Consider the following 25,107-nt stretch of genomic DNA (forward strand, 5'->3'; position numbering starts at 1 on the left):
CGGTTCCTTACTCACACAGTTTTTTATTTGATAGAATAATACGTATAAAGCTAAAGGAGTGGTTTCAGTGGGGAAATTGAAAAGAGATCCGAACTCCGTAGAATTAGCTAACAAGATTATCGAACAGTATCAGCCTAAATCAGTAGAAGATATGCAAGAAGCATTAAAAGACATATTTGGTCCCATGTTTGAGTCAATGCTAAAAGGTGAAATGAATCACCATTTGGGCTATGAATCCAATGACAAGGGAGAAAAAGAAACAAGAAATAGAAGAAATGGATATGGCAAAAAGATCGTGAAAACAACGGCAGGAGAAGTTGAAATTGCAGTCCCCCGTGATCGTGATGGTTCATTTGAACCGCAGTTGATTCCAAAGCGTAAAAGAGATGTATCCTCTATAGAGGATAAGGTCATTTCGATGTATGCCAGAGGAATGTCACAACGAGACATTTCTTCCACGATAGAAGACATCTATGGCTTTTCTGTATCTCATGAAATGGTATCCGACATTACGGATACTGTACTTCCTAATTTAGAAGAGTGGCAAAATCGTCCCTTAAGTAACTGTTACCCTTTTGTGTTTGTCGATTGTCTTTACACAACCATTCGTAATGACTATGAAACGAAGAAGTATGCCGTTTACACAATACTAGGATATACCATAGAAGGTAAAAAGGACATTCTAGGTTTGTGGTTGAATGAAACGGAAAGTAAACATAAATGGATGCAAATTTTTGATGAAATCAAATCTCGTGGTGTAGAAGATATCTTCTTTCTCTCAATGGATGGCGTTAGTGGTCTGGAAGAAGGAGCACGTGCGATTTTTCCTGATGTGACCGTACAGAGATGTATTGTTCATTTAATTCGAAATTCGATTAAGTATATACCAAGTAAAGACTACAAGCCTTTTACTGCTGCCTTAAAGAAAGTGTATGGAGCTCCAAGCCTTAAGGCTTGTCACAGTGCATTTGAATCTTTTGAAAAGCAGTGGTCTACGTACCCTGGAGCTGTAGACGTATGGAAACGAAACTTTTCTCATGTGGAACAACTTTTCGATTATGGTGGTAATATTCGTAAAATCATGTACACTACAAATGCCGTTGAAAGTATCCACTCTAGCTTTCGAAAAGTCACGAAAAAAGGAGCATTCCCCCATGAGAATGCCCTATTAAAAATATTGTTTTTACGAACAAAAGAATTAGAAAAGAAATGGGATGGTGGACGCATCCAGCAATGGGCTATGGTCATGAATCAACTATTAGTTCATGACCACCTAAAGGAACGTGTGAAGAAATATCTAGAATAACTTACACACTTTTCTTGACAAGCCCGCGTCTTTTTAATAATCACAATCTTTATCTCTACATTCTTTCTTTCTCACAGCATCTATAGTGTGCCCCATAATCTTGTCATTTGCCTTATCATAAATACCGTCAAATTTATTCGATGTATCATCGTTGTAATAGCCAAATACCTCTATTCCACCCATTGGATCTATTTCGTATTTATCTTTAAATGTGACGTTATGTATTCCTTCATAATTCGCTTTGATAAATTTCTCCATTCGTTCTTGAGCAATCTTTACCCCTTCTGCCTGTTCATTTTTATCATTAATATTCTTCATTATAAAACCCCCAACTGCTATAATAATTATTATAAGGATAAAAATGTATTTTTTCATAGAATCACCCTTTCAATAATTCATTTTACATTATATGTGAGGAGTTTTGTATGACCAAGAACATAAAAGTACCTGAAGTATCTGATGAAACTTATTACATACTTAGTCGGTACGCGTACAATTATAATAAACTAAAAGAAAGCCTAAAAAACAATCAACCTATTATAGCTGATAGAAACATTCCTTGGTATGTTGAGAAAATAAAAACTGACGAAGATACCGGATTGGACGCGGTTGTACTATCACAAGGAGAAAAAACAAAAGATGGCAAATGGGTGAAATCAAATAATCCAGAAAATGTTGTCGTATCCTTTGCAGGAACCGATCTCGGAAAAGACCCGATCAATGATGGCGCAAAAGCTGACGGCGGCAACATTGTTTTTGGAAGCGACCCTAAAAAAGAAGCTCATTATATCGTTAAAAAGGACGCCAAAGACACGTCTAAAACACTCGGAAAATACAACGGTACACCTTCCCAAGACGCGATGCTTACAACCGGAAACTATAAACTCATTACGAAAACATCGCAAATCGACCAAGCAGACCAACTCGTTAAAGAAGTTAAAAGGAAGTATAACGGAACATCGACGATTGTTTCAACAACAGGTCATTCACTCGGAGGTGCAGAGGCCGAATACAGTGCAGTAAACAATGATATTTATGGAGTCGCGTTTAACAGCCCTTCTGTCGTCAAACTACATACTGATAATAAGCGAGAAGAAATAAACGATGGCTTGTACGATCCTTACGTGAGGTCTATTATTAACCCGGATGATATGGTCGGAGCTGGTTATTGGAACGAATATGACCGCCACAACGGGACCACAATTTACACAAAAAACCCTGCACTTTCACAGATCAATCGCAAACAAAGACTGAGTGGAAGATGGGGTGACCAAATCGAAAAGAACCTCGCCTACTTTATAGATACTGTTATTCTTCGAAATCCTGATACGCACGGCCTAAATGAAGCCAACTTTACATTTGATGAAAACGGAAATATCACGAACGTAAACGGCGATGAGCTTGTGTACGATAAAAACCTAAACGCAATGCTTCCGGCCGGCGCGATCGGTGGCGGGGATGCCATTAAAGTAACTCCCAAAAGTGCAAAAAAACTTGCCGAAAAAGTTGACGCGATGGTCGAGGATCTAAGAACGATGAAAAAAGAAGCGCAGAATGCCTATCAAGAGCACGACGAAAAAGTTGCTGAACTAAAAACGGAATTTTATGGCCAAGTTGGGCATGGATTCTACGATCAACTAAACGGGCAGGATGTTACAAATACGTTAGAGGATATAGCTCAATCTTACGATAGAGGACCTATATTTTACGACACACAAGCCGAACAATCATTCATAGATTCACTACAGGCAGCGATTACAGACCTAGAGGAAATAGGCGGTTTCTTAAATAAAATCGCCGATGATTTTGAGGAAAAAGATCAAATGCTTGCCAATTGGCTAAGATTATAGGAGTGACACCGCAATGCCAACGTTAGACAACCTTTTAGAACATAAAGATGATCCAATGCGAAAACAGATGCAGCGTCAAATGTTAAAAGCAGGTATGACACAAGTCGCAAATACTAAGCTTGAGACGGTTCGAAAAAACCTTAAACCAAAGTTCGAAATGAATTCGCTACAGGAAGAATTAAACGATGTTTATTCAGCCCTTTTATACAGCTTCGAGGGAAAAGCGCAAAAAGCACTCGCTCAACGGATTAGTGAAAGTGCCCAGCTTGTCGTTAACGCGGAGAACGACGGAGAAACTTTTGTTACTAGCTTTAAAACGAGATAAAAAGCTATTTTAATTATCGATGATAACCAGCAGTTTACTATAGACAAGTTCAGTCGCAGAGGTGATCGAAATGAAATTAAACGCAACACCACGCCTACATGCCGTTATGAAGGAAAAAGGATGGACGCAAGCAAGGCTCGCAGAAGCATCCGGCGTGCCGCAAGGGTCGATTTCGCGATTCGATAAGAACAGTCGCCACGAAGATTGGCACGTTTTCTCGATAGCGAAGGCGCTCGAGGTAGAAGTCGAGGAATTATTCGAAATTGAAGAAGCTACGGAAGAGGGCGCTGAATAAATCGGCGTCTTTTATAAAAATTTCCGAAGGTTTTCAGCTACTTCATTCTTATCTAAATACAAATACTGTGTTGTTACGGAAAGATCGCTATGACCAAGCGCTTTTGATATATCTGTTAATCTAGCGCCTCTATTTAGTAATGACTTGGCGAAACCTCTTCGTAAAGCATGCGGATTAATATTTTTCAATTCATACTCACGAGCGTACTTATTTAAACGCTTCTGTATATTGTTGTTTGATGGTCCCGTCGCGATGGGTCCACCCTGTTTCGTAATAAAAACGAAGTTATTATCCTTTTGGTACTGATATCGGATGGCTTTGTTTTGCTTCATTAAAACGTCTAGCATGCGTGTAAGTACATCATCGAACGGTAGCAATAAAGATTCGCGACTCTTAAGAATATCTCCGTTCAATCTTAGTAATTTATCCGAGAGATCAATGTGTTTTTCCTCGAGTTTTGCCAGGGTACTTACGCGAATCCCCGTTTTATACATAAGGAGAACTGCCGTAGCATCGCGCAATTGGACAAAATCTTTTAAATCTAGTACGGATAAAAGTATTTTAATATCCTGCTCCGTCGCCCCTTCTTTCACTTGTTTATCAACCTTTATATTAATACTCTTCCAAAACTTCGTTTCAAACCATCCATTATCAAAACACCGCGATAAAAAAGCTTTTAGACACTTTAGACGTATTAGTCTTGTTTGTGAGCTGACATCCATTTTTTCAAGCCATAAATAAATTGATTCCGTAGTTATTTCGTCTAAAAACGTCAGGCCTTCTGATTTCATGAAGTCTGTTACGTGAAGACGATAGTCATTCATGGTTCGCTTTCTATTCCCTGAAACCTCCATTTGCCTCAAAACAGTAATAAGAGCTTTTTCAATCTTTGTACGATCCTTAAAAGAATTGGATGAACTCAATTTATGTATTAAATTAGATAACTCAGTTAAGTCCTCTTTGACAGTGAAACTATCCTTCTTTTTTGTCACTTTCAAACACTCCTTTCATTAGAAAGGATAGGCATTCAAATAGTCATTTTCAACAAAAATACGAAAATTAAATTGATATAACTAAAGAAAATTTGGCTTTTATATCTAAAATACGAACATAAAACAGTAGAATAATACTAATTTTAACGAAACACGAACGAAGCTATTCGCTAACAATACGACGAACAAACGCACGAAGACGCTACCGAGGCGTTAACGAATCAAATCTCGCAGCATATAAACGATCCAGCATCCGATCCAACACACCGTTATAATACCCGGCAAGATTACGTATAGTTTTCCGTTTAGTCGCGATAAATGTTTGCCTTACGGCTTCCAGTCCGATTTCTTGAAGCGTATCGGCAGCATACACGCCTTTTAAATACGACGTATGCGCAAGGTATATACCGTACAGCTTGCTCGTTAATTTCCGATCGCTGACAAACGTATTGACCGCAGACTTAAACGCAGCATACGTATTACGTAGTAACTTTAATTTGCTTTGAGAAATAATAGCTTCGTCTTTCCGTTTCGGCGCTTCCGGCTTTGTCTCCGCTGGCTTTTCGGCTTCTTGACGGGGTAACACGGACGGGGTAACATCGGCTTTAGTCGCCGGCAGGATAACGTACATATTGGCGCCGTTGCCGCCGGATACTGGCCGGTATTTAATTTCTTTGCGGATAATTCCGAGATCGACTAAACGCTTAATGGCCCGAATCACAGTAACGCGGTGCCGGCCGATTAGTTCCGCGATAGAGGCGAGCTTCAGGTACGCCACGCCCGGCGTTTTGACGGCATGACGAGACAACACCTTTAGAACCTCGATTGCGGCAGGTGTTAGATCGGATTTATTGCGGTATATGTGCGTGCGGATGGCGCCGTTAAGCTCGTCCACTGAACGGAACGACGCCATTTTAGAGGCTTCTTTCGTGTACATTCGGTTTCTCTCCTCGTTAAGAGACGGCAACCGTTGCGGAAAATTAGGCGCACTTAAATAAGCGTTGACTTGTACGCTTTTTTCCGATATAATGAACACAGGGTTAGGGCGTTCAATTTATCGGGTTTCCGATGGGTTGACGTTCTTTTTTTTGTTTTTATATTCTTTTTCTTCGACTATCTCTTATCGCCATTAACGGCGAACCTTCATCATGTGACCTTCTTAAATCCTCAGTAGAAAGTTGTACATATCTCCGAAGTGTTCTTATATCTTTCCAGCCACCCATTTTTTGAACTGTGTAAATGTCTATCTTCTTGTCTACGATCATGATTTTAGCCCAAGTATGTCTATAAACGTGCGCGGTGACTTTCTTTGTCTTTATTCCTGCTCTTTCTGCGTAAAACTTAAGGCGTTTATTAAAATGATTAGTCGTGAGTTGATCCCCTAGACTGGATACGAAAACCGAGTCAGTATCAAAGTGGGCGCGATTCTCTTCAATGAGCTGCTTCAAAAGCTTTGCGCAATATGTTGATATAGGCACAATTCTAAAATAGCGTCCTTTAGTTCTGCCGCCGCCTAAGACTATTTGCTGAGCGCTGAAGTCAATTTCATCTACAGTTAGTCCAACGAGTTCACCTATTCTTAGACCGGAATCAAGTAAGAGGCTAATTCCTACGTAGTCTCTAAATCCGACAAAATCACGTTGCTCCGGCTGCTCCAGTATCCTCGCGACATCTTCATTTGTGAAATTGTTCGTCATATCAACGTCCTGTTTAATCAGTTTTAACCGTTCGACCGGATTCGGGTCTATAAATCCCTCGGCGTATAGGTAGTTAAAATATGCCGTAAGCGTGCGAATCGCAATATTTACCGTAGTCTCAGACAATCCTATCGGCTGTTTTGTCGCATCGATATTCGTATGACCTTCGTATCGCCTTCTCTCGTAACGTAAGTAATGGATATATGCGCGCAAATGCTCGATTGTCACGTCGTTCACATACTCCATATCTTCGTATTTTTGCGTTAGCCACTCCGTGAAATATCTAACGATCTTTTTGTAATCGATTATCGTCCTTTCACGTAAACCCTCCGCAATCTTTCCCGAGATAACAATATCTGTCGCACGATCAAACGTAATATTCGGAAGTTCTCGTTTAGTTGCTGAAGTATAACGCGCACGTATTCGCTTCGTTCCTTTAGCCATAAAAAAACGGCCTCCTTTTCGATGAATGAAAATCACCGCAAGGAAACCGTAATAATCGAGAAATAAACGCCCCATAATGGGTTGTTAATTGTCGCGAGATACTAACGTTTTTTACCGAAATTATTTTGACAATCGTTAATCATTCGCCTGGCCGACCGTATAGTTTACCGTCTAGCACTCTTCAGGCTTGCCTGCATTCGTTGCTGTTCTAAACGAAGAACCGCAGCCGCATGAAGCGATGGCGTTTGGATTGTCGATGGTGAAGCCGCCGCCGAGCATGGATTGTTTATAATCAATCACGGTGCCGTTCATGATGTCAAGGCTTTCTTTGTCAACTAGAACAGTGATGCCGTGCTGATCAAACACACTGTCTGATTCACTCTTTTCATGCTCAAAGCCCATGCCGTAAGAAAGTCCGCTGCAGCCGCCGCCTTTGACGCCTACACGCAGAAACGCGTTTTCTTCTTCATGCTCTTTCATCATATCTTTTATATGCAAAGCTGCTGCTTCTGTAATTGTTACCGGGTTGCTCATCATTATGAACCTCCTTTTAAAAACCGGTTGCTGTCTTTTATTATAAACATGATCGTTCCAATTCTCAAACAAGGTGTTTTACAAGAAATAGACACCCTCACAAACGGTTTCAGCCGGCCCTGTCATCATTACATGGCCGTTATCTTTCCAGTTTATCACCAAATCCCCGCCTGCTAAATGCACCGTGATGTCTTGATTTCGCTTTGATACTCCGTTTAATACAGATGCGACCGCCGCTGCACATGCTCCTGTCCCGCATGCCTGAGTAATCCCAGATCCCCGTTCCCAGACGCGGAAATGCAATTCTTGTTCATTCACGGTTTCAACGAATTCCACATTGATGCCTTCCGGAAATCTCGGATCTTTCTCAATCACCGGCCCCAGTGTCGTTAAGGGTGCCTGTTCAATGTCTGCGATCGGAAAAACGATATGCGGATTTCCCATTGAAACGGCAGTGCCTGTTAGTTCTACTTCACCAAATGCCATCGTTTCATTGATTGTGTGCTCTTCCCCGCCGTCAAGCATCGGGAGCTCGGATTTTGTCAAGCGCGGTTCGCCCATATCGACAGTGACCACATTCACTTTTCCATTTTCAACTTGAACTTCCGCTTTCACAAGCCCGGAGAGGGTTTCAATCAGAAAAGATGTTTCCTCAACCAGCTTATGCTCATATGCGTATTTTGCGACGCAGCGCAGGCCGTTGCCGCAGTTTTTCCCTTCAGACCCGTCATTATTAAAAATCCGCATTTTAACAGGCGCTTGGTCTGATGGGCATATCAGGATCATTCCGTCGGATCCGATCCCTGTATAAACAGAAGAAACCTGAATTGCAATCTCTGACAGTTTTTCTTCTGGAAGCTGTTCTTCAAATTGATTCACATAAATATAACTGTTTCCCAGGCCGTGCATTTTGGTAAATCGAAATGAGTTCATAGGTGCCTCCAACTTTTTTTCTTTTTCTTAGTATAAAAGCTATTATAAGCGGACACAATACAATTATCCCCCGTTTTTCATACATAAAAGCTCCTTGCATTGACGCAAGGAGCTTTTATCGTTTATATAAACATGCCGGCAATGGCTGCGCTGAGCAGATTGGCTAATGTTCCTGCAAGAACAGCCTTCAGGCCGAGACATGCGATATCTGAACGGCGGCTGGGTGCTAATCCGCCCAGCGTACCAAGCATAATCGCAATTGATGAAAAATTGGCGAATCCGCATAACGCGAAACTGATAATGGTAGCAGTTTTCTTAGAAAACTCGCCGATGTGCGGACCGAAGTTAGAATAAGCGACAAACTCATTCAGCACCAATTTCTGGCCGATATAGCTTCCCGCCTGCAATGCTTCATGCCAAGGCACGCCAATCAAAAAGGCGATAGGAGAAAACACATAGCCGAGAATGGATTCTAATGTTACGCCTTTTAAACCGAACAAGCCGAAAGCCCCGCCGAGAATACCGTTTACTACAGCGATTAACGCAACAAACGCAAGCAGCATCGCCCCAACGTTTAACGCAATTTGCAGTCCTGTTGACGCTCCCTTTGCAGCTGCGTCAATGACATTGGCTGCGCCTTCGCCTTCATCCATTTTGAAATCGCTTTTTACGGTTTGCGTTTTTTCCGTTTCGGGTATAATCAATTTACCAAAGACTAGTCCAGCTGGAGCAGCCATAAAGCTGGCCGCCAGCAAGTATTCAATCGGAATACCAAGAAGCGCGTACCCAAACAAGGTAGATCCCGCAACTGCCGATAGACCGCTCGTCATAATCGTAAACAACTCAGAGCGCGTCAGCCCCGCAATCAGGGGTTTGATCACTAACGGAGATTCTGATTGTCCTACAAAAATATTGGCAGCAGCCGCCAGAGATTCCGTTTTGCTTGTTCCAAGGAGCTTCGACAATCCGCCGCCAATGACACGGAAAACGAGCTGCATGATTTTCAAATGATATAAAACTGCAATCAGTGCTGAGAAGAAAATGATAACGGGCAGTACACTTAATGCAAAGGCCGGACTGTCTCCGACCTTTAGAAGCGGTCCAAAAATAAAACTGATGCCTTCATTCGCATAGTCAATCAGAAGCTGTACACGGCTTGAAAACCATAAAAAAACAGCGCGTCCCGCTTCCCATTTCAACACGATGAATCCAAACGCCACCTGTGTGCATAAACCAACGATGACGGTTCTTATCTTAATATTGCTTTTCTTTTCTGAAAATAAAAACGCGATAGCAATGATCGCAACTGCGCCCAGCAGCCCCCACAGAACATTCATGAATACTCGTACACCTCTTAAATTTTATTTAAAAAATATCTTTTATACGATAACAATAATATTTTTTGATGTCTACACATTTTTTAGTTCTTTTGTACGGCAAAATAAAAAAGGGCCTGTCCAGGCCCTTTTCTTTAAAACATTGGATTTTCTTCAATAAAGGTATATATATTCTCAACAAGCTCAGCAGGCGTTTCACCCATGACGACTTCTCCGTTTACCAGAGCGAAAAGCGATTCCATGCATGTCCCGCAGTAGCTTAAGCAGCCATATTCAAGGACATCAAGGTTGGGATCCTTCTCCAAAATCGCCCGGGCTTCCTGAGAGCCGTGAGCCAGATTGCTGACACAAAATTCAATCATTGGATTCATGCGGTTTCACCTCACATATGTCCATTATCGCGAATTTTTCACTATTCGTCAAAGACAACGGATGATTCAAAATTTATTATCGTAACATATTATTTCTCAAATAACGTTTTACTAATTTGTGTTTTCAGGCTAAATTGTAGGTTATTTTGAAACTATTATTGTGATTTTAGATCAAATTCGATATAATTCTAGATGTTATTTTACATAGTTCGTATTTTCTTCAATGTGTCTATCATACTCTTCGGATTAAAGGGGAATTCAAATGAAAAAATTGGTCTTGATCGGCGGAGGTTACGGGAACATGCGTGTTCTTCATCGCTTATTGCCAAACCAGCTGCCTGATGATGTTTCAATCACGTTAATTGACAGAAATCCTTATCACTGCTTGAAAACAGAATATTATGCCCTTGCCGCAGGCACAATTTCTGACCATCATATCAGAGTGTCATTCCCAGAGCACCCTCGCCTGGATGTCCAATACGGTGATATCACATCAATTGATATTGTACAAAAACAAGTGCTGTTCCAAGATCGTGAACCGATTTCTTACGATGACGCCGTAATCGGGCTCGGCTGTGAGGATAAATATCACAACGTGCCGGGAGCGCCTGAATTCACCTACAGTATTCAAACCATCGATCAGTCCCGCGAAACCTACCAAAAGCTGAATAATCTGAGCGCTAATGCGACCGTCGCCATTGTCGGAGCGGGCTTAAGCGGCGTTGAGCTTGCAAGTGAATTGAGAGAAAGCCGTGATGACCTGAACATTATTTTGTTCGACCGCGGTAATCTCATTTTATCAAGCTTTCCCGAGCGTTTAAGCAAATATGTGCAAAAATGGTTCGAAGAGCACGGTGTCCGCATTATTAACAGGGCAAATATCACAAAAGTAGAAGAAGGCGTTGTGTATAACCACGATGATCCGATTTCTGCAGACGCCATTGTGTGGACAGCCGGCATCCAGCCAAACAAAGTCGTCAGAGACTTAGATGTGGAGAAGGACGCACAAGGGCGTATTGTATTAACGCCTCATCACAATCTTCCAGGTGATGAACATCTGTACGTTGTCGGCGATTGCGCCAGCCTTCCTCATGCACCGAGCGCCCAGCTGGCAGAGGCTCAAGCAGAGCAGATTGTCCAAATCTTGCAAAAACGCTGGAATGGGGAAGCCCTGCCTGAATCAATGCCTCAGTTTAAGCTGAAAGGCGTCCTCGGTTCACTCGGAAAAAAAGCCGGCTTCGGGCTTGTTGCTGACCGTCCGCTGATCGGCCGTGTTCCGCGTATGCTGAAATCCGGCTTGCTGTGGATGTATAAACACCATAACGGTTAATGATAGAGAAGAACCGCTGATCAAGTCAGCGGTTTTCTGTATACCCATGCTTCTCCATTTCCTCATAAACGTCTTTTAATTTTGGATTGCCTTCACCGACAATTTTGTCTTCTACGAGCACAAGCGGATAAAAATACTCGTCATTTCTGATTTTTTCCGCAAGCTCTTTCGCATGTTCATTGTCAGGCGGCTCATAAATATCGATGTACTGCATTTCAAAAGGCTGATTTAGATATTTTCTTTTCAGCGCAGCCTCAAGCCACTCGTATGTATCCTTGGCTGTCGGCATATTGACACAGCTCGCACACACGGTTTCTGCCCCGTACACGCTTAGCATGACTGGTTTCATCACTGTAAACGCCCCCTTCTCCTATGCAAGTCCTTTCTTTTAAGTATACAGAGCCAAAGGGCGTTTTTATAGAAAAAAACCGTTTTTGTGTTGAAGTCTGAATGTGCTATAATAGGGAAAGCAACTTTGCAAACCAAACAATAGATTTTTATTGTTACACTGAATATAATGGTTTTATGACGACGAAAGGAGCGAATGTCATGACTGAAGTTGAAATGAAAGAACAGGTGCAGGAAGTACTGGACAAACTTCGTCCGTTTTTACTTCGTGACGGCGGTGACTGTGAGCTTGTAGACGTAGATGAAGGTATCGTTAAGCTTCGTCTTCTAGGCGCATGCGGCAGCTGCCCAAGTTCAACAATTACGCTGAAAGCCGGAATTGAGCGCGCTCTTCTAGAAGAAGTGCCGGGTGTCGTTGAAGTAGAACAAGTCTTTTAATAAAGCAGCCAGGCTGATATTTGATCAGCCTGGCTTTTTTTATTAGAGATATTGGTCAAACCATGAGCTGATATAATTCAGGCGCTTGATCCGCTGTCTTGGGTGTCCGGTGCGTGACAAATTGTGCGATGCATTCGGAAAACGGACAAGCATGGTTTCCTTGCCCATTTTTTTCAGAGCGATAAACAGCTGCTCCGCCTGCTCGATCGGGCACCGGTCATCCCGCTCGCCATGCAGAATCAAAAGCGGTGTCTCCACGTTTGCTGCGTATTTTAAAGGAGATCGGTCCCAGAGCTTTTCTGTGTCCTCAAACATGTCATGCTCAAGCTGCCAGTCTGTAAAGAAATAGCCGATATCACTGACGCCGTGAAAGCTGATCCAATTTGATATCGAGCGCTGGGTAACGGCAGCTTTAAAGCGGTTCGTCTGCCCGACGATCCAGTTGGTCATAAAACCTCCGTAGCTTCCGCCCGTGACACCGAGCCGCTTAGGATCAATATGCGGATCTCGTTTGATAGCCTCATCCACAGCTTGCATCACATCGTCATAATCCTTTCCTCCATAATCCCCTCTGACCGCATTCACAAATTCCTGCCCGTAGCCGTGGCTTCCTCTCGGATTGATATAAACGACCGCGTACCCTTTCGCCGCCAGCACCTGAAACTCATGAAAATATGTATGTCCGTACATCATATGCGGACCGCCGTGTATGTTGAGAATAAGTGGATATGTTGTCTCACCTTCCATTTGTGCAGGCTTCATCAGCCAGCCGTTCACCGTCACGCCGTCTTCTGTAGCATATTGAATCTCTTCAGGTATTGATATCATATGCTCACTGACAAACTTGTCATTCGCGCCAGTCAGCTGTTTCTCTTCCTGTCCAAGCGGGATACTGTAAAGCTCACTCGGTCTGTCCGGCTTTGTCACACTGGCAATAAAGTGCTGTTCATCAGGTGAAAGAGAAAAGCTATTGATGTACTCTTTTTCCAGACGAACCGGATACACAAGGCCTTCAATCGAAATATAATAGATGCCGGTACTGCCTTGATCTGTGCCGATGACATAAAACCCTTGGCAGTCTTTCGTCCAAATCGGGCGCTGTTCGGCGCCTCCGATCAATGAATCTCCAATCAGCGCATCCGCTAAATGAACGTCCAGCATCTCAGTCAGACATGTGAGGCGGCCTTGTTCGATATCATAGAGCCACGCCTTTGAGAGCGTTGCATTCTTATATTCCTTTTCATTTCCAAGCAAAGCAAGATACCTTCCGTCTGGTGAAAATGAACTAGATCCGAATGAGCCGCGATGAGGTGTAACCTGCTTAAGATCTCCAGACTCCAGTGACATTATGTAAACATCATGCGGCTTGCTGGCATCATCTGTATCAGTTAAATTAGCTGAGAAAACAAACCATTTGCCGTCAGGAGAAAAAGCAGGGTCACTATGATCAGCTTTGTGATTTGTCAGCTCCTTTATCTCACCCGACTTAACGCTGACAAGCACAAGCTGGGCATACGCACCTCTCGTCAGCCCTTTGCCGTCCCGTTTGTAGGAGAGGCTTTGCACTTCAACAGGTTCATAGCTGTCCTGCTCCGTTTTTTCTCGGTCATCAATGCTTTCTCCCTCTCCCAAACTGACAGTGACCAGAATCGATTCGCCATCCGGGGACCATATTGGCTTTGACACGCCATACGGGATATCAGTCAGTTTTCTCGCTTCTCCGCCTTCAGCGCTCATCATATACAGCTGTGCCGCATCGCCCTCTCGATCAGAAATAAAGGCAAGCGTGCGCCCGTCCGGAGACCATCTTGGGTCGGTGCTTCGCTTTTCTCCATGTGTCCAAGGAACAGACCCGCCCGTTTTCGTTTCATAGATCCATATATTTGATGTATACGAATCTTTCTCTTGATTTACTTGTGATTTTACATATGCGGCACGGGTGCCGTCTGGGGCGTATTGAGGATCGGTCACAGAGACAATCGCTGTGATGTCGTCTGCGGTTATCAGCTTTTTCATATTCATCTCCTCCTTTTTACATGTATTTCGTTTTTCTAAATAAAAACTCCTTTATCTCCAGCAAAAAAAGCGCCCTCCGCTGACGCTGAGGAACGCTTGGCATGATCTATACACTTTTTACTTGATATAAAGGATTTCGCTCTATTATACTTCCCTCTTTCGGAACGGTCAAAGCGTCTACTTCACAATGAGGGAAATGAAGCGCGAGCTGTTCTTTTAGCTCTTCTCCCTTTCCTTTTTCGGTCATGACGAGAATCGTTGGGCCTGCTCCGCTGAGAGCCGTTCCATATGCGCCCTTCATCTCGGCGACGTGCTCTACTTTTGACAGCTCAGGCACAAGCATCGCCCGGTACGGCTGATGAAACATATCCTTCTTCATGATTTTCCCGACAAGCGGCCAATCCTTGGACATGATCGCAGCAATGAGGATATTGCTGACAGCACTTGCTTTTACGGCATCGGCATATGGAAACTCCTTCGGAAGCACGTCTCTCGCGTCTCTTGTCAGCACTTCATAAAAAGGAATGACAACGACTACGTCAATGTCAGCATTCGGGACGCGGATCATTTGGGTCTCGTCATCCTCATGCAGGCCGATCACAAGTCCGCCGACGAGAGAAGCGCCAGCATTGTCCGGGTGTCCTTCTTCTAGACTGGCTAAATGCAGCTTGTCCGCTTCAGACAGCTTTAAGCCGCATAATTCATCAGCCAGTTCAATGGCCGCTACAATCGCCGCGGCGCTGCTGCCAAGGCCGCGTGCAAGCGGGATGTCGCTCCACACCTTCACATGGACAGGAGGCATTTCTTTTCCGTACAAATCTGCGGTCCGCTTAGCCACTTGATAGATCAGGTTATCTGTACCCGCCGGAATTCCGGCGACTGTTTCTGTTTCAGCCTCAAAAGACCATTTGTCGCTTTCAAAGACGGTCAGCTTCAAATATCTGCTGAGCGCCATTCCGACTGAATCAAAGCCGGGGCCTAGGTTAGCTGTGCTTCCGGGAACAGTGACAGAGAACAGCATGTTGGCTTCGTTCATACACGGGCCGCTCCTTTTACATATTCAAGGATGCTGTCTTCATCAGTCGGCAATGTGACGGGCTTGATTTCTGAAATGTCGACCGCTGTGTTCGGATCTTTCAGTCCGTTTCCTGTTAACACAGCTACGACCTTGCTGCCTTTCGGAATTTCTCCGGATTTCACCTGTTTCAGCACTCCTGCGATAGACGCGCAAGAACCTGGTTCTGCAAACACGCCTTCTACACGGGCGATCAGCTGATATGCGTGAAGGATTTCATCATCAGTGACTTCGTCAATTTTCCCATTGGATTCCTCGGCTGCCTTTACAGCTTTGTCCCAGCTTGCCGGGTTTCCGATACGAATGGCTGTCGCTATTGTTTCAGGATTTTCAATCACTTCATTGCGCACGATTGCCGCCGCACCCTCAGCTTCAAAGCCGCGCATTTTCGGAAGGCCTGTGCCGTTTTTCTCATGATATTCCTTGAAGCCCTTCCAGTACGCAGTGATGTTTCCAGCGTTTCCGACCGGGATCGCTAAAACATCAGGCGCTTCCCCCAGCTGTTCGCACACTTCGAAGGCAGCAGTTTTTTGGCCTTCAATGCGGTAAGGGTTGACTGAGTTGACAAGGGCAATCGGTGATTTCTCACAGATGGAACGGACAATTTTAAGCGCATCGTCAAAATTTCCGTCAATTGCGATAATCTCGGCTCCGTACATGACAGCTTGAGCGAGTTTTCCAAATGCAATTTTTCCGTTCGGGATGATGACAATGCATTTCATGTTAGCACGGGCTGCATATGCTGCCGCAGCAGCGGAAGTGTTACCTGTTGACGCGCACATAATCGTGTCATTGCCTTCTTCTTTTGCCTTTGCCACAGCCATAACCATTCCGCGATCTTTAAATGATCCCGTAGGATTGACGCCTTCCGTTTTGACATGAAGCTCAATTCCGAGCTGCTCAGACAGCTTCGGCAGGTGAATAAGAGGTGTGTTTCCTTCATGTAAAGTTAGCGCCGGTGTTTGATCTGTTACAGGTAAAAATTCTTTATATTGATGGATAAGTCCTTTCCACATTAGCTCCAACCGTTCCCTTCTACACGATATGTGCTTTTGACTTCTTGAACGACTTCCAAATCATTTAGGTTTTGCAAAATATCACTGAAATCAGCTTCTGATGTATGATGTGTGACAATTACGATTTCAGCTAACTCATCATGGCCTTTAATTGGCAGCTGAAGGATTTTTTCAAAGCTCACGCCCCGCTCAGAGAACACAGATGTAATTTTCGAGAATGAACCAACCTCATCTTTTACATGAATTCTTAAAAACTGCTGTGCATAAATGTTAGACGGCGATTTCATGTTTTTCTCATATTGCGGTCCGACAAAGCTGTTGCCGGTTACACCGAGGCGCATATTTTTCATGACAGCGACGAGGTCAGAAACAACGGATGTCGCTGTCGGCATGCTTCCGGCTCCCGGCCCGTAGAACATCGTCTCACCGACAGCCTCGCCGTATACATAAACAGCGTTAAACTCATTATGAACAGCAGAAAGCGGATGGTGGTCAGGAAGCAGTGTCGGCTGTACGCTGACCTCGATTTTGCTGCCGTCACGCTGAGCAATCCCGATCAGCTTCATTGTATAGCCGAGGCGTTTGCTGAAGCTGATGTCCTCGTCTGTAATTTGGGAGATCCCCTTTACTTTGACGTCTTCCAGATCCACGTTCATCGAGAAGCCGAGGCGCGCCAATATCGCCATTTTCCGTGCGGCGTCAAGCCCTTCCACGTCAGAAGTCGGATCAGCTTCGGCAAAACCGAGATCCTGCGCTTCCTTGAGCACTTCCTCGTATGGGCTTTTCTCTTTGATCATTTTGGTTAAGATAAAGTTTGTTGTGCCGTTCACAATTCCCATCATTTTTGTAATTCGATCTGATGAGAGGCCTTCCTCTAACGTGCGCAGAATCGGAATCCCGCCGGCAACACTGGCTTCAAAGTAGATATCGCATCCATTTTCCTTCGCTTCGGCAAGCAGCTCGGAGCCGTACACAGCCATTAAGTCCTTGTTTGCTGTGACAACATGCTTTTTCGATCTCAGCGCGTCGACCAAATATTGTTTTGTCTGTTCAACGCCGCCGATCACCTCGATGACGACATCAACATCTGGATCATCAATGACATCATACACTTCTGTCGTGAGCACTTCCTTCGGCAAATCTACTTCTCTCTTTTTCTCTAAATCTTTTACAAGCACTTTTTTTATCGTAACCGGACAGCCGACCTGATGCATAAGCTTATCCTGATGGTCTTGAATAATTTTAACGACACCGCTTCCGACGGTACCTAAACCTAAAAGCCCTACACGAATCGCTTTCAAAAAAACTCCACCTTTCTTTTGATTGTCCTCTTGAAAAAGACAATTGTTAACTCAACACAGACATATAAGTTACAAACATTATATAAGCCCGCTCCTGTTTTGACAAGACAGCATTAGGCTGAATTTTGCGAATGTAAACGCTTAACGAATTGATATGACAAGATTCTTTATTTTCTAATTATTTTTGTCAGATTTTCTCCTCACCCTGAGCTGCCTTTGCCGAGCCAGCTGACGCGTGGAACAAACAGCTTCTGCGCCCGCATATTCATGAATTCCTGCGCTGTATTGAGAAATTGTTCATAACGCCTGCAGTCATTAAGAATGAAGTTAAGCTGTTCTTCAAAATAATGCTTTTCTGATTCTGATGACGTGTAATAGCTTTCTACGATTTCAAAATAATGAAGCGGGAAAAGCAGACGGCTGTATAAAAGGCGTTTCGAAAATGAAGACAGCGGTGTGACTTGCTCGTATTCCTGTAAAAAGAGAAAGCCCTGCTGATTAAAATCTTGTCTGTGATGCAAAAACGTATGCCTCATATATTCAGCCAAATCACGGGAAGCGTGGTCAAACACCCAATCCGCCGGAATCCTGATCAATGATTCCGGTGACCATGTATGCCTTTCCATCCGCTGATGGCATATCGTTCCTGAATCAGCGGCTTGGGGCTTGTCATCCAGCTCAGTGTCCACTAAATATTGTATCGCGTTTTCTGACAGTCCTAAATAATATGGAAATGATTCGATCATTTTTTTATCGAATGGCTCATGCGGAGGGGTCTGAACCTTTCTCTGCCAAAATGCTTCCAGCTGATCAATTCGTTTTCCCCACAGATCCTTCCACTGGCCGATTCTTCCGGCTGCCTTCACCTCATACGGATATCCTCGGCCTTTTCGGTGAAATTCCGCAAGCTCCGCTCCAATGGAGAACGCCCTGTTTGAATAAGGGGGGGCCGCCTTCAGCAGAGCGTACGTTTTTCCCTCATGTTCAAATGTCAGTTCACCTTCTTTTGTAAAGATAAAAACCGAAACGTATGGGTCACTTTGTTCTTGTAAATACTGACTCATGTAATAAAGCTCCGCCAGCTCTGTTTCTGAGAATTGGGAAACGGGGACAATCAGAAAGTATGAATTAGGCGTCTGAAAGCATTGATATGTGTGCTGGTACATGGAAAGCTGCCTGATGTGAATGCCGTATTTTTCTTTTATTGTACCTTTCACCATGATCACCTGCCTGTTGAATTTGGGCTCATCACATCGTAGTCATACACAGCCGGAATTATGAATACATATTTTAATCCGAAGAAGGCGCAAGAAAAAGTCGTAAACTTCTCATGCATTTTGTATAAACTAGTAAAAAAGATTGGGTGAAGCTGATGTCAGAAAACGAACAATTCAGTCAGATGGAAGCTAAAGCAAGAGCACGGATGAAGGAGCGCGGCGTTGAGGTATCAGACATTGCCGAGCTTGTCTTTTTTCTGCAGAAAAAATATCATCCGGATTTAACCATTGATGAATGCACGCTGAACGTCAATCGTGTTCTCGCAAAACGCGAGGTGCAAAACGCGATTTTAACGGGCATTGAATTGGATGTTCTTGCTGAGCAGAAAAAACTGTCTGAACCGCTGCAAACGATGCTGGAAATAGATGAAAGCCTATATGGAGTAGATGAAGTTCTGGCATTTTCCATTGTGAACATTTACGGATCGATCGGGTTTACGAACTACGGTTACATCGACAAAGAAAAACCCGGAATCCTTAAACGATTGAATGATAAATCAACCGGTGAATGCCATACCTTTTTAGATGACATCGTCGGAGCGATTTCCGCCGCGGCTTCAAGCAGACTTGCTCACCGCGCGCGGCATACAGAATAAGGGCACCCTTTTAGGGCGCCCTTTTTTCAAATGTATGGAATCCATTCAGTCAGAGAGTCAATGGCGTGAGTCGGTTTTTCCATATCGTCTGTCATATGTTCTCTTTTCGTTACGCCTGTGTGAACGAGCAGCGTATCCATACCCGCGTTAATGCCGGCCATAATATCAGTGGCGTAGTTGTCGCCGACCATGAGTGTTTCAGACACATCTGTGCCGAGAACGCGCATCGCCTGCTCCATAATAATTGATTCCGGCTTGCCGATAAATACAGGCTGTACACCTGTAGATACGGTTAACACCGATGTCAGTGAGCCGTTTCCCGGCAGGAGCCCTCTTTCAGTCGGAATCGCAATATCTCCGTTAGTGGAAATAAAGCGGGCGCCATTTCTGATTGCCAGGCAGCCAACAGCAAATTTTTCGTATGTAATGGAACGGTCGATGCCAACAACGACAAAATCCGCGTTTTCTCCGCCAAATATCAGGCCGTTTTCTTCAATCGCCTGGCGGATTCCTTCCTCCCCAATCACATACACAGACGCGTCTTTTTTCTGCTGTGCAATGTGCTGGGCAGTTGCCATGCTGGTCGTGAAGACCTGCTCTTCTGTTGCCGGAATATCAAAAGACACGAGCTTGTCCGCTACCTGCTTCGGTGTGCGCGAAGAGTTGTTTGTCACGAAAAGATAAGGAACGCCGCGATCTTTCAGCGTTCTGACAAATTCACACGCCTCCTCGATTTTTTCCGTGCCATTGTACATCGTTCCGTCTAAATCAATTAAATACCCTTTATATGTTTTCATATCCAACACTCCTGTGGCTTTCCAGTTGTTATTTAAACGCGGAAACAGGTCCTAGCTCTGTTTCCAAATAGCTTCTGATCCGTTTCGGGAAGTCCTGAAGAGCTGTTTGATGCGCCTTGATCAGCCTGTAAAGCTCGCCGCTGTCAGCGAGCAGATACTGTTGAACCAACGTTTTGCGGTAGGCGATCAATTTTTTGAGCTCATCACCCTCTTTTTCCGTGACAACTTTCTCATCAACAAGTATATCCATAATGTCGTCATAGCTGCCCGGGTCCCGCATAATAAAGCCGTCAATCATGTCATTGCCTGTATCCAAAATGCATTCGATTAACAGATGGCCTATACGCTGAAGTGCCAATTCCCCGATTTCAGACTGCCAGTCTGTTTGTGAGTCAAAAAGCGCCAGCTGGTGCTCGAAGAACCCTAGTGTTTTCTCGATTTTGCTTCTGTCAACAAAATACATGACAGCATCCCCTTTGTGTATATTTATTTTCTGATCCGTTTCAAGACAAAATACGCACAGCCGAAATTGCAGTATTCGTAAATATATTCATCTAATGTGCTGATTTTCGTTTCGAAGGTTGCCTTTTGATTCTGGTCGTCAAAGAAGCCCTTGAGCCTTAACTGACCGTATCCCCAGTCTCCCACAATATAATCGTATTTATTTAATATATCGGAGTAGCGGGCTTTAAAAGCCTCTTCGTTGAAGCCGTCTTTGAAATTGTGCACCAATTCAAATTCGGCATTTTGAATAAGAATCATGATCTCACCTCTTTTTCACTCATTCCTATCATAATTCATTGCCCCGTCCCCATCAATTGCTAAAGAATAAATCATGCGATTTGGCTACCCTACACATGAGGAGGGATTGATAAATGAAACGAACCGCTGTCAGCCTCTGCCTGCTGACCGGACTTTTATCCGGGTGCGGAGGCGCAGGATTGGATAATGCCCAAAATGTCCGGAATCAGACGCAGAATCAAACCAAACCCATTCATGTGTCGGACCGCAACGAGGCTTTTAACAGGCATAATGAGAACGAACAATTTGGCTATGTCCGCTATCAAAAAGAACAATTTGACGGAGACCAGCAGAAAACGCCGGTGATGAACCGGGAAGAAACCGCTCACATGATATCAAGTTTAACGGTTCAGCTCCCCCATATTCAAGATGCTGCGACATTGGTGACTGACCGAGAAGCGCTTGTCGTATACAAAACCGATTCTAAAAACCGGGAGCTGACCGCCGATCAGGTGAAAAAAACAGCGGCTTCCGTGATACCGCGATACTATCACGTGTATATTTCCGATAATCCAAACCATATGCAGTCCGTCGAAAATTACAGCAATCTCGGCTCTGGTTCAAGGGATATCAGAGAGATCATGTCGGGGACGATTCAAGAAATGAAAACCTCCCCGCAAGGAAGCCCTGTCTCAGAGAATGAAAATGCCAATGGAGAAACGCGTCAGGACATGAAAATCGATAGGAATGACAAAAACGCCAGATGATCTGGCGTTTTGGCATTATGCTTGTGCTTGACGCTTTTTAGATGCTTCGTTTACTTGTTCATCCGCATGGTAAGAGGAACGGACAAGCGGACCGGCTTCACAATGGCTGAAGCCTTTTTGCATCGCGATTTCTTTTAATTCTGCAAATTCATCAGGATGGTAGTATTTTTGGACTTTCAAGTGTTTCTTCGTCGGCTGCAGATATTGGCCGATTGCCATAATATCCACGTTGTTCGCCAAAAGGTCGTCCATTACTTCAATAATCTCTTCTTTTGTTTCGCCGAGTCCGATCATGATACTTGATTTTGTAGGAATGTCAGGCTGCATTTCCTTCGCACGGCGCAAAAATTCCAATGAACGGTCGTACGTCGCACGCGCGCGGACTCTTGGCGTCAGGCGGCGAACCGTTTCGATATTGTGATTCAGGATGTCTGGGCGTGTATCCATTAAGGTTTTTAGGTTATCGTAGTTTCCGCCCATATCAGACGGCAGCACCTCAATTGTTGTGAACGGGCTTTTTCTGCGGATCGCACGGACAGTTTCCGCGAAAATGCCTGCCCCGCCATCTTTCTGATCGTCACGCGCAACAGCCGTAATGACCGCGTGTTTCAGATTCATAAGCGCGACTGAATCCGCTACGCGTTCCGGCTCTTGCAGGTCAAGCTCAGTTGGAAGGCCTGTTTTGACAGCACAGAAACGGCATGCTCTTGTACAAACAGAACCTAAAATCATAAATGTCGCTGTACGTCTGACCGCCCAGCATTCATGAATATTCGGGCACTTTGCTTCTTCGCATACGGTGTGCAGGTTGTTTTCCCGCATGAGTTTTTTGAGCCCTGTATAGTTTTCATTTGTATTTAATTTAATTTTAAGCCATTCGGGCTTTCTGAGGTGTTCGTCTTTCTTTGCCAATTCCCATCATCTCCAATATCCAATATACTCAATTTCTGACACGAAACATTCTGAAAACGAGAAAGGTGCAGGTTTTAGTTCTGCAACAAAAATAATGTTTTTCTAACTAAAGAAAGTCTTTTCTTTAGACACTTTAACATAGGAAAAATTTCTCGACAAGGGAAGATGATTACTGACATTTTTAAGCCGGGTTGCCGCAAACTATGTGTATTCAATATGAAAGGAGATTATTTTGTGAAAGTTTTGTTATCCGCTCTTCTTCTCCTTTTGTTTGCATTTGAGCCTTCTGCGTCTGGAAAAAAACTTTCAGATCCAGTGCTGTCGAAACGGATGGAATTATATCATAAAATCGAAGCTGTGACGCAGATCCCTTGGTATGCGCTCGCCGCTGTTGATCAATACGAAGAAAACGTGCGGAGCAACCGGAAAGATCTGCCTGACAAGGCGGGAATCATCAGCATCTATATACCCGATGATATCTGGAGCGGGCCTGAAAACCCGAATCCGAAAGACGATGCGCCCTTAAGCATTAAAGTGTTTGACGGAATCGGAATGGATGGCGATGGAGACGGGAAAGCCGAGGTCAGCAACGATGAAGATATCTTGTATACGTTCAGCCAATACTTACTGTCGTATGGCACAGATGAAGACAACATCCGGATCGGGCTTTGGAATTATTACCGGCGTGATCAGACAGTGGGGATTATATCTGAATTCATGAAGCTGTTTAAAGCCTACGGCCATATTGATCTGGGCGAGCATGCATTCCCGCTTCCGATCAGAACCGATTACAGCTACCGAAGCACGTGGGGAGATGCCCGCGGCTTCGGTGGAAGGCGGATTCATGAAGGCACGGATATCTTTGCCCATTACGGCCTTCCTGTCAAATCCACATGTTACGGCGTAGTTGAAATGAAGGGCTGGAACCGCTTCGGAGGATGGAGAATCGGCATCAGGGACATTAACAATACGTATCATTATTTTGCCCATCTCAATGGGTTTGCCAAAGGGATTAAAACAGGACAAATCGTTGAGCCTGGCCAAGTGATCGGATCAGTCGGCAGCTCCGGATACGGCCCGCCGGGAACCGCCGGGAAGTTCCCGCCGCATCTGCACTATGGCATGTACAAAGATAACGGAAGAACCGAATGGTCATTTGATCCATACCCGCATTTGAGGGCGTGGGAGCGATATGAATACCAAAAAAAGAAATAACAAAAAGCCGCCTCTTCAACAGGCGGCTTATTTGCTGCTTTTTTCTTTTTTTGAATCGGCACCGTCTTCTTTGCTGCTCGGAAGCTGGACAGAAGGCGTGACACCCGAGCCGCCGCTTCCATTATAAAACTGCGGCACTTCGCCCTGCACTGCTTTAATCGATACAGGAACATTATTTGTGACGACAGCGGTTTTGCTGGCAAATGGAATGATGACCTTCACTTTAATTTCGACAAAGATGCTGATATCAATAAGTGCGTTATTTATGCCATACGGCTTGATTTTGGTTTTGACATCTGTAAAAGCGTCACCGATTAAATTGAACCGGACCGGGATTTTCGGCCCGAGGTTTCCAAGAAGGCTGTTGCCGGTTACCTGTCCCAGCGGAATGTTGATCATAATGTTTTCACTGGCGCCGCTGTGTCCGGTATGGGTTTCCATCTCTTTCAAATGAGCCTGAAGCTGCTTTGTCACTTTTGTTTTCACACTGTTTACAACCTGTGTATTAAAATCGATTGTCGTTAAGTTTCCGTTTTCATCAGAATTCATTTGAAACATATCTTTCATATTTTCACTGTCAGACATATAGTCCTCAATCGAATCCTGGATCACCTCTGTCGCTATACGCTTCGTTTCCATCTCGCCGATGTCCATTAAAACAGGTTTGATCGAGCCATTGATCATCCAAAGGCTGACCGTTGTTGACAGGATAAAAAAGACAACTGACAGGAGCATCACGTAACGGAAAGGCAAAGGTCCTCTCTTGCGAAAAGGGCCGCGATATCTTGGCAAGAAAATCCCCCCTTACATATCACAATGTATGCTTGTAAGAGGGGACATAGTAATAGCCGGGGCCAATTTATTTTATTTCACCATTTTTAAAAGCGCTTCTCTGCCGCTCATGCCGACTTTGATGCCAAGATCTTCCGCAGCGTACGTGACGGATTCTAAAGGTGCGTCTAACAGCTGGTCAATGGTGCGGACACCAACTGCCCGCCCCGCCACGATGCCGCGCTCCTTTAATTTTTCATTCAGCAGCGCCACATCAAGCGCGCCGCACATAATGTATCCGTGATCATTGGCGACGGCCATAAAATTCGTTTTGGGAAGCTTTACTGTCACAGCTGTAAAAGGCTGTCCTTCTATCATGATCGGTGTCAGGTTTACCACGTCAACCACTCCCTTCATTCATCA

29 protein-coding genes are annotated in these 25,107 nt (G+C 44.3%); 9 read left to right on the forward strand and 20 right to left on the reverse strand.

Annotated features, from left to right (window positions below; translation table 11 throughout):
• Positions 1–58 precede the first annotated feature (58 nt).
• On the forward strand, positions 59–1,306 hold the full coding sequence (locus NSQ09_RS00800; protein ID WP_031600262.1) for an IS256-like element ISBsu2 family transposase: 1,248 nt from the start codon (positions 59–61) through the stop codon (positions 1,304–1,306).
• A gap of 33 nt (positions 1,307–1,339) precedes the next feature.
• Here NSQ09_RS00800 and NSQ09_RS00805 read toward each other — a convergent pair whose 3' ends face one another.
• Positions 1,340–1,681: a DUF1433 domain-containing protein gene (locus tag NSQ09_RS00805; RefSeq protein ID WP_121591690.1), complete on the reverse strand. Its 342-nt coding sequence runs from the start codon at positions 1,679–1,681 to the stop codon at positions 1,340–1,342.
• 50 nt (positions 1,682–1,731) lie between these two features.
• On the opposite strand from NSQ09_RS00805, the gene NSQ09_RS00810 reads away from it, so the two are divergent.
• From NSQ09_RS00810 to NSQ09_RS00820, 3 genes are all read left to right on the forward strand, one after another.
• Positions 1,732–3,156 carry a lipase gene (locus NSQ09_RS00810; protein WP_341030389.1) on the forward strand — a complete coding sequence of 475 codons (1,425 nt, stop codon included), beginning with the start codon at positions 1,732–1,734 and terminating at the stop codon, positions 3,154–3,156.
• 13 nt (positions 3,157–3,169) lie between these two features.
• Complete coding sequence (locus NSQ09_RS00815; protein WP_086352491.1) at positions 3,170–3,481, forward strand: hypothetical protein; 312 nt, start codon at positions 3,170–3,172, stop codon at positions 3,479–3,481.
• 70 nt (positions 3,482–3,551) lie between these two features.
• Positions 3,552–3,776 (forward strand): helix-turn-helix domain-containing protein, encoded by a 225-nt coding sequence (locus NSQ09_RS00820; protein WP_341030390.1) that lies wholly within the window; start codon positions 3,552–3,554, stop codon positions 3,774–3,776.
• Between the two features lie 11 nt (positions 3,777–3,787).
• Here the strand turns inward: NSQ09_RS00820 and NSQ09_RS00825 are convergent, their stop codons facing one another.
• The 7 genes from NSQ09_RS00825 to NSQ09_RS00855 all read right to left on the reverse strand — a co-directional run bounded on the left by NSQ09_RS00825 (position 3,788) and on the right by NSQ09_RS00855 (position 10,084).
• The gene (locus NSQ09_RS00825) at positions 3,788–4,768 is read right to left on the reverse strand and encodes a tyrosine-type recombinase/integrase (RefSeq protein ID WP_339225973.1); all 981 of its coding nucleotides are present in this window, start codon (positions 4,766–4,768) and stop codon (positions 3,788–3,790) included.
• Positions 4,769–4,970: 202 nt separating this feature from the next.
• Positions 4,971–5,705, reverse strand: coding sequence for a helix-turn-helix domain-containing protein (locus tag NSQ09_RS00830; RefSeq protein ID WP_341030392.1), 735 nt, complete (start codon positions 5,703–5,705; stop codon positions 4,971–4,973).
• 157 nt (positions 5,706–5,862) lie between these two features.
• On the reverse strand, positions 5,863–6,909 hold the full coding sequence (locus tag NSQ09_RS00835) for a tyrosine-type recombinase/integrase (RefSeq protein WP_341030393.1): 1,047 nt from the start codon (positions 6,907–6,909) through the stop codon (positions 5,863–5,865).
• A gap of 171 nt (positions 6,910–7,080) precedes the next feature.
• The gene (locus tag NSQ09_RS00840) at positions 7,081–7,443 is read right to left on the reverse strand and encodes a HesB/IscA family protein (RefSeq protein WP_003244166.1); all 363 of its coding nucleotides are present in this window, start codon (positions 7,441–7,443) and stop codon (positions 7,081–7,083) included.
• A 78-nt stretch (positions 7,444–7,521) separates the two neighbouring features.
• Complete coding sequence (gene dapF / locus NSQ09_RS00845) at positions 7,522–8,376, reverse strand: diaminopimelate epimerase (protein WP_003243745.1); 855 nt, start codon at positions 8,374–8,376, stop codon at positions 7,522–7,524.
• Between the two features lie 122 nt (positions 8,377–8,498).
• Positions 8,499–9,713 (reverse strand): NupC/NupG family nucleoside CNT transporter, encoded by a 1,215-nt coding sequence (locus tag NSQ09_RS00850; protein ID WP_017696734.1) that lies wholly within the window; start codon positions 9,711–9,713, stop codon positions 8,499–8,501.
• Positions 9,714–9,847: 134 nt separating this feature from the next.
• Positions 9,848–10,084 (reverse strand): YuzB family protein, encoded by a 237-nt coding sequence (locus NSQ09_RS00855; RefSeq protein ID WP_003222913.1) that lies wholly within the window; start codon positions 10,082–10,084, stop codon positions 9,848–9,850.
• A gap of 262 nt (positions 10,085–10,346) precedes the next feature.
• On the opposite strand from NSQ09_RS00855, the gene NSQ09_RS00860 reads away from it, so the two are divergent.
• Positions 10,347–11,414: an NAD(P)/FAD-dependent oxidoreductase gene (locus NSQ09_RS00860; protein WP_003228707.1), complete on the forward strand. Its 1,068-nt coding sequence runs from the start codon at positions 10,347–10,349 to the stop codon at positions 11,412–11,414.
• Positions 11,415–11,439: 25 nt separating this feature from the next.
• Here the strand turns inward: NSQ09_RS00860 and NSQ09_RS00865 are convergent, their stop codons facing one another.
• Complete coding sequence (locus NSQ09_RS00865) at positions 11,440–11,766, reverse strand: YuzD family protein (RefSeq protein WP_341030396.1); 327 nt, start codon at positions 11,764–11,766, stop codon at positions 11,440–11,442.
• A 98-nt stretch (positions 11,767–11,864) separates the two neighbouring features.
• On the opposite strand from NSQ09_RS00865, the gene NSQ09_RS00870 reads away from it, so the two are divergent.
• The gene (locus NSQ09_RS00870; RefSeq protein ID WP_010886606.1) at positions 11,865–12,200 is read left to right on the forward strand and encodes a NifU family protein; all 336 of its coding nucleotides are present in this window, start codon (positions 11,865–11,867) and stop codon (positions 12,198–12,200) included.
• Positions 12,201–12,242: 42 nt separating this feature from the next.
• On the opposite strand, the gene NSQ09_RS00875 is transcribed toward NSQ09_RS00870, so the two are convergent.
• The 5 genes from NSQ09_RS00875 to cotNH all read right to left on the reverse strand — a co-directional run bounded on the left by NSQ09_RS00875 (position 12,243) and on the right by cotNH (position 18,828).
• A complete protein-coding gene (locus tag NSQ09_RS00875) occupies positions 12,243–14,216 on the reverse strand; it encodes a S9 family peptidase (RefSeq protein ID WP_341030398.1) in 1,974 nt (657 codons plus the stop codon).
• 106 nt (positions 14,217–14,322) lie between these two features.
• Positions 14,323–15,252 (reverse strand): homoserine kinase, encoded by a 930-nt coding sequence (gene thrB, locus NSQ09_RS00880; RefSeq protein ID WP_341030400.1) that lies wholly within the window; start codon positions 15,250–15,252, stop codon positions 14,323–14,325.
• On the reverse strand, positions 15,249–16,307 hold the full coding sequence (thrC, locus tag NSQ09_RS00885; RefSeq protein WP_003228697.1) for a threonine synthase: 1,059 nt from the start codon (positions 16,305–16,307) through the stop codon (positions 15,249–15,251). Before thrC ends, thrB begins: the two co-directional genes overlap by 4 nt.
• Positions 16,307–17,608, reverse strand: a complete 1,302-nt coding sequence (locus NSQ09_RS00890) for a homoserine dehydrogenase (RefSeq protein WP_341030402.1) — start codon at positions 17,606–17,608, stop codon at positions 16,307–16,309. The genes thrC and NSQ09_RS00890 overlap by 1 nt, the downstream gene beginning before the upstream one ends.
• A 200-nt stretch (positions 17,609–17,808) precedes the next feature.
• The gene (gene cotNH / locus NSQ09_RS00895) at positions 17,809–18,828 is read right to left on the reverse strand and encodes a spore coat-associated protein CotNH (protein ID WP_095843919.1); all 1,020 of its coding nucleotides are present in this window, start codon (positions 18,826–18,828) and stop codon (positions 17,809–17,811) included.
• A 152-nt stretch (positions 18,829–18,980) separates the two neighbouring features.
• Between cotNH and NSQ09_RS00900 the strand changes: the two genes are divergently transcribed.
• The gene (locus NSQ09_RS00900) at positions 18,981–19,481 is read left to right on the forward strand and encodes a phosphatidylglycerophosphatase A family protein (RefSeq protein ID WP_003243814.1); all 501 of its coding nucleotides are present in this window, start codon (positions 18,981–18,983) and stop codon (positions 19,479–19,481) included.
• A gap of 26 nt (positions 19,482–19,507) precedes the next feature.
• On the opposite strand, the gene nucF is transcribed toward NSQ09_RS00900, so the two are convergent.
• The 3 genes from nucF to NSQ09_RS00915 are packed head-to-tail and all read right to left on the reverse strand — an operon-like array spanning position 19,508 to position 21,040.
• Complete coding sequence (gene nucF / locus NSQ09_RS00905) at positions 19,508–20,278, reverse strand: 5' nucleotidase NucF (protein ID WP_017696729.1); 771 nt, start codon at positions 20,276–20,278, stop codon at positions 19,508–19,510.
• Positions 20,279–20,306: 28 nt separating this feature from the next.
• Positions 20,307–20,741: a DUF86 domain-containing protein gene (locus NSQ09_RS00910; RefSeq protein ID WP_003228684.1), complete on the reverse strand. Its 435-nt coding sequence runs from the start codon at positions 20,739–20,741 to the stop codon at positions 20,307–20,309.
• Between the two features lie 23 nt (positions 20,742–20,764).
• The gene (locus NSQ09_RS00915; protein WP_003228682.1) at positions 20,765–21,040 is read right to left on the reverse strand and encodes a YutD family protein; all 276 of its coding nucleotides are present in this window, start codon (positions 21,038–21,040) and stop codon (positions 20,765–20,767) included.
• Positions 21,041–21,153: 113 nt separating this feature from the next.
• On the opposite strand from NSQ09_RS00915, the gene NSQ09_RS00920 reads away from it, so the two are divergent.
• Positions 21,154–21,786: a YhcN/YlaJ family sporulation lipoprotein gene (locus NSQ09_RS00920; RefSeq protein ID WP_021480537.1), complete on the forward strand. Its 633-nt coding sequence runs from the start codon at positions 21,154–21,156 to the stop codon at positions 21,784–21,786.
• Positions 21,787–21,801: 15 nt separating this feature from the next.
• Here the strand turns inward: NSQ09_RS00920 and lipA are convergent, their stop codons facing one another.
• Complete coding sequence (gene lipA, locus NSQ09_RS00925; protein WP_003222888.1) at positions 21,802–22,698, reverse strand: lipoyl synthase; 897 nt, start codon at positions 22,696–22,698, stop codon at positions 21,802–21,804.
• A gap of 234 nt (positions 22,699–22,932) precedes the next feature.
• On the opposite strand from lipA, the gene lytH reads away from it, so the two are divergent.
• Positions 22,933–23,913 (forward strand): L-Ala--D-Glu endopeptidase, encoded by a 981-nt coding sequence (lytH, locus tag NSQ09_RS00930; protein ID WP_015714649.1) that lies wholly within the window; start codon positions 22,933–22,935, stop codon positions 23,911–23,913.
• Positions 23,914–23,940: 27 nt separating this feature from the next.
• On the opposite strand, the gene yunB is transcribed toward lytH, so the two are convergent.
• Positions 23,941–24,705: a sporulation protein YunB gene (yunB, locus tag NSQ09_RS00935; protein ID WP_024573524.1), complete on the reverse strand. Its 765-nt coding sequence runs from the start codon at positions 24,703–24,705 to the stop codon at positions 23,941–23,943.
• A 72-nt stretch (positions 24,706–24,777) separates the two neighbouring features.
• Complete coding sequence (locus tag NSQ09_RS00940) at positions 24,778–25,083, reverse strand: YunC family protein (protein WP_019712942.1); 306 nt, start codon at positions 25,081–25,083, stop codon at positions 24,778–24,780.
• Positions 25,084–25,107: the final 24 nt, after the last annotated feature.

This window comes from Bacillus sp. FSL W8-1202, assembly GCF_038006165.1.
Classification (GTDB): domain Bacteria; phylum Bacillota; class Bacilli; order Bacillales; family Bacillaceae; genus Bacillus; species Bacillus subtilis.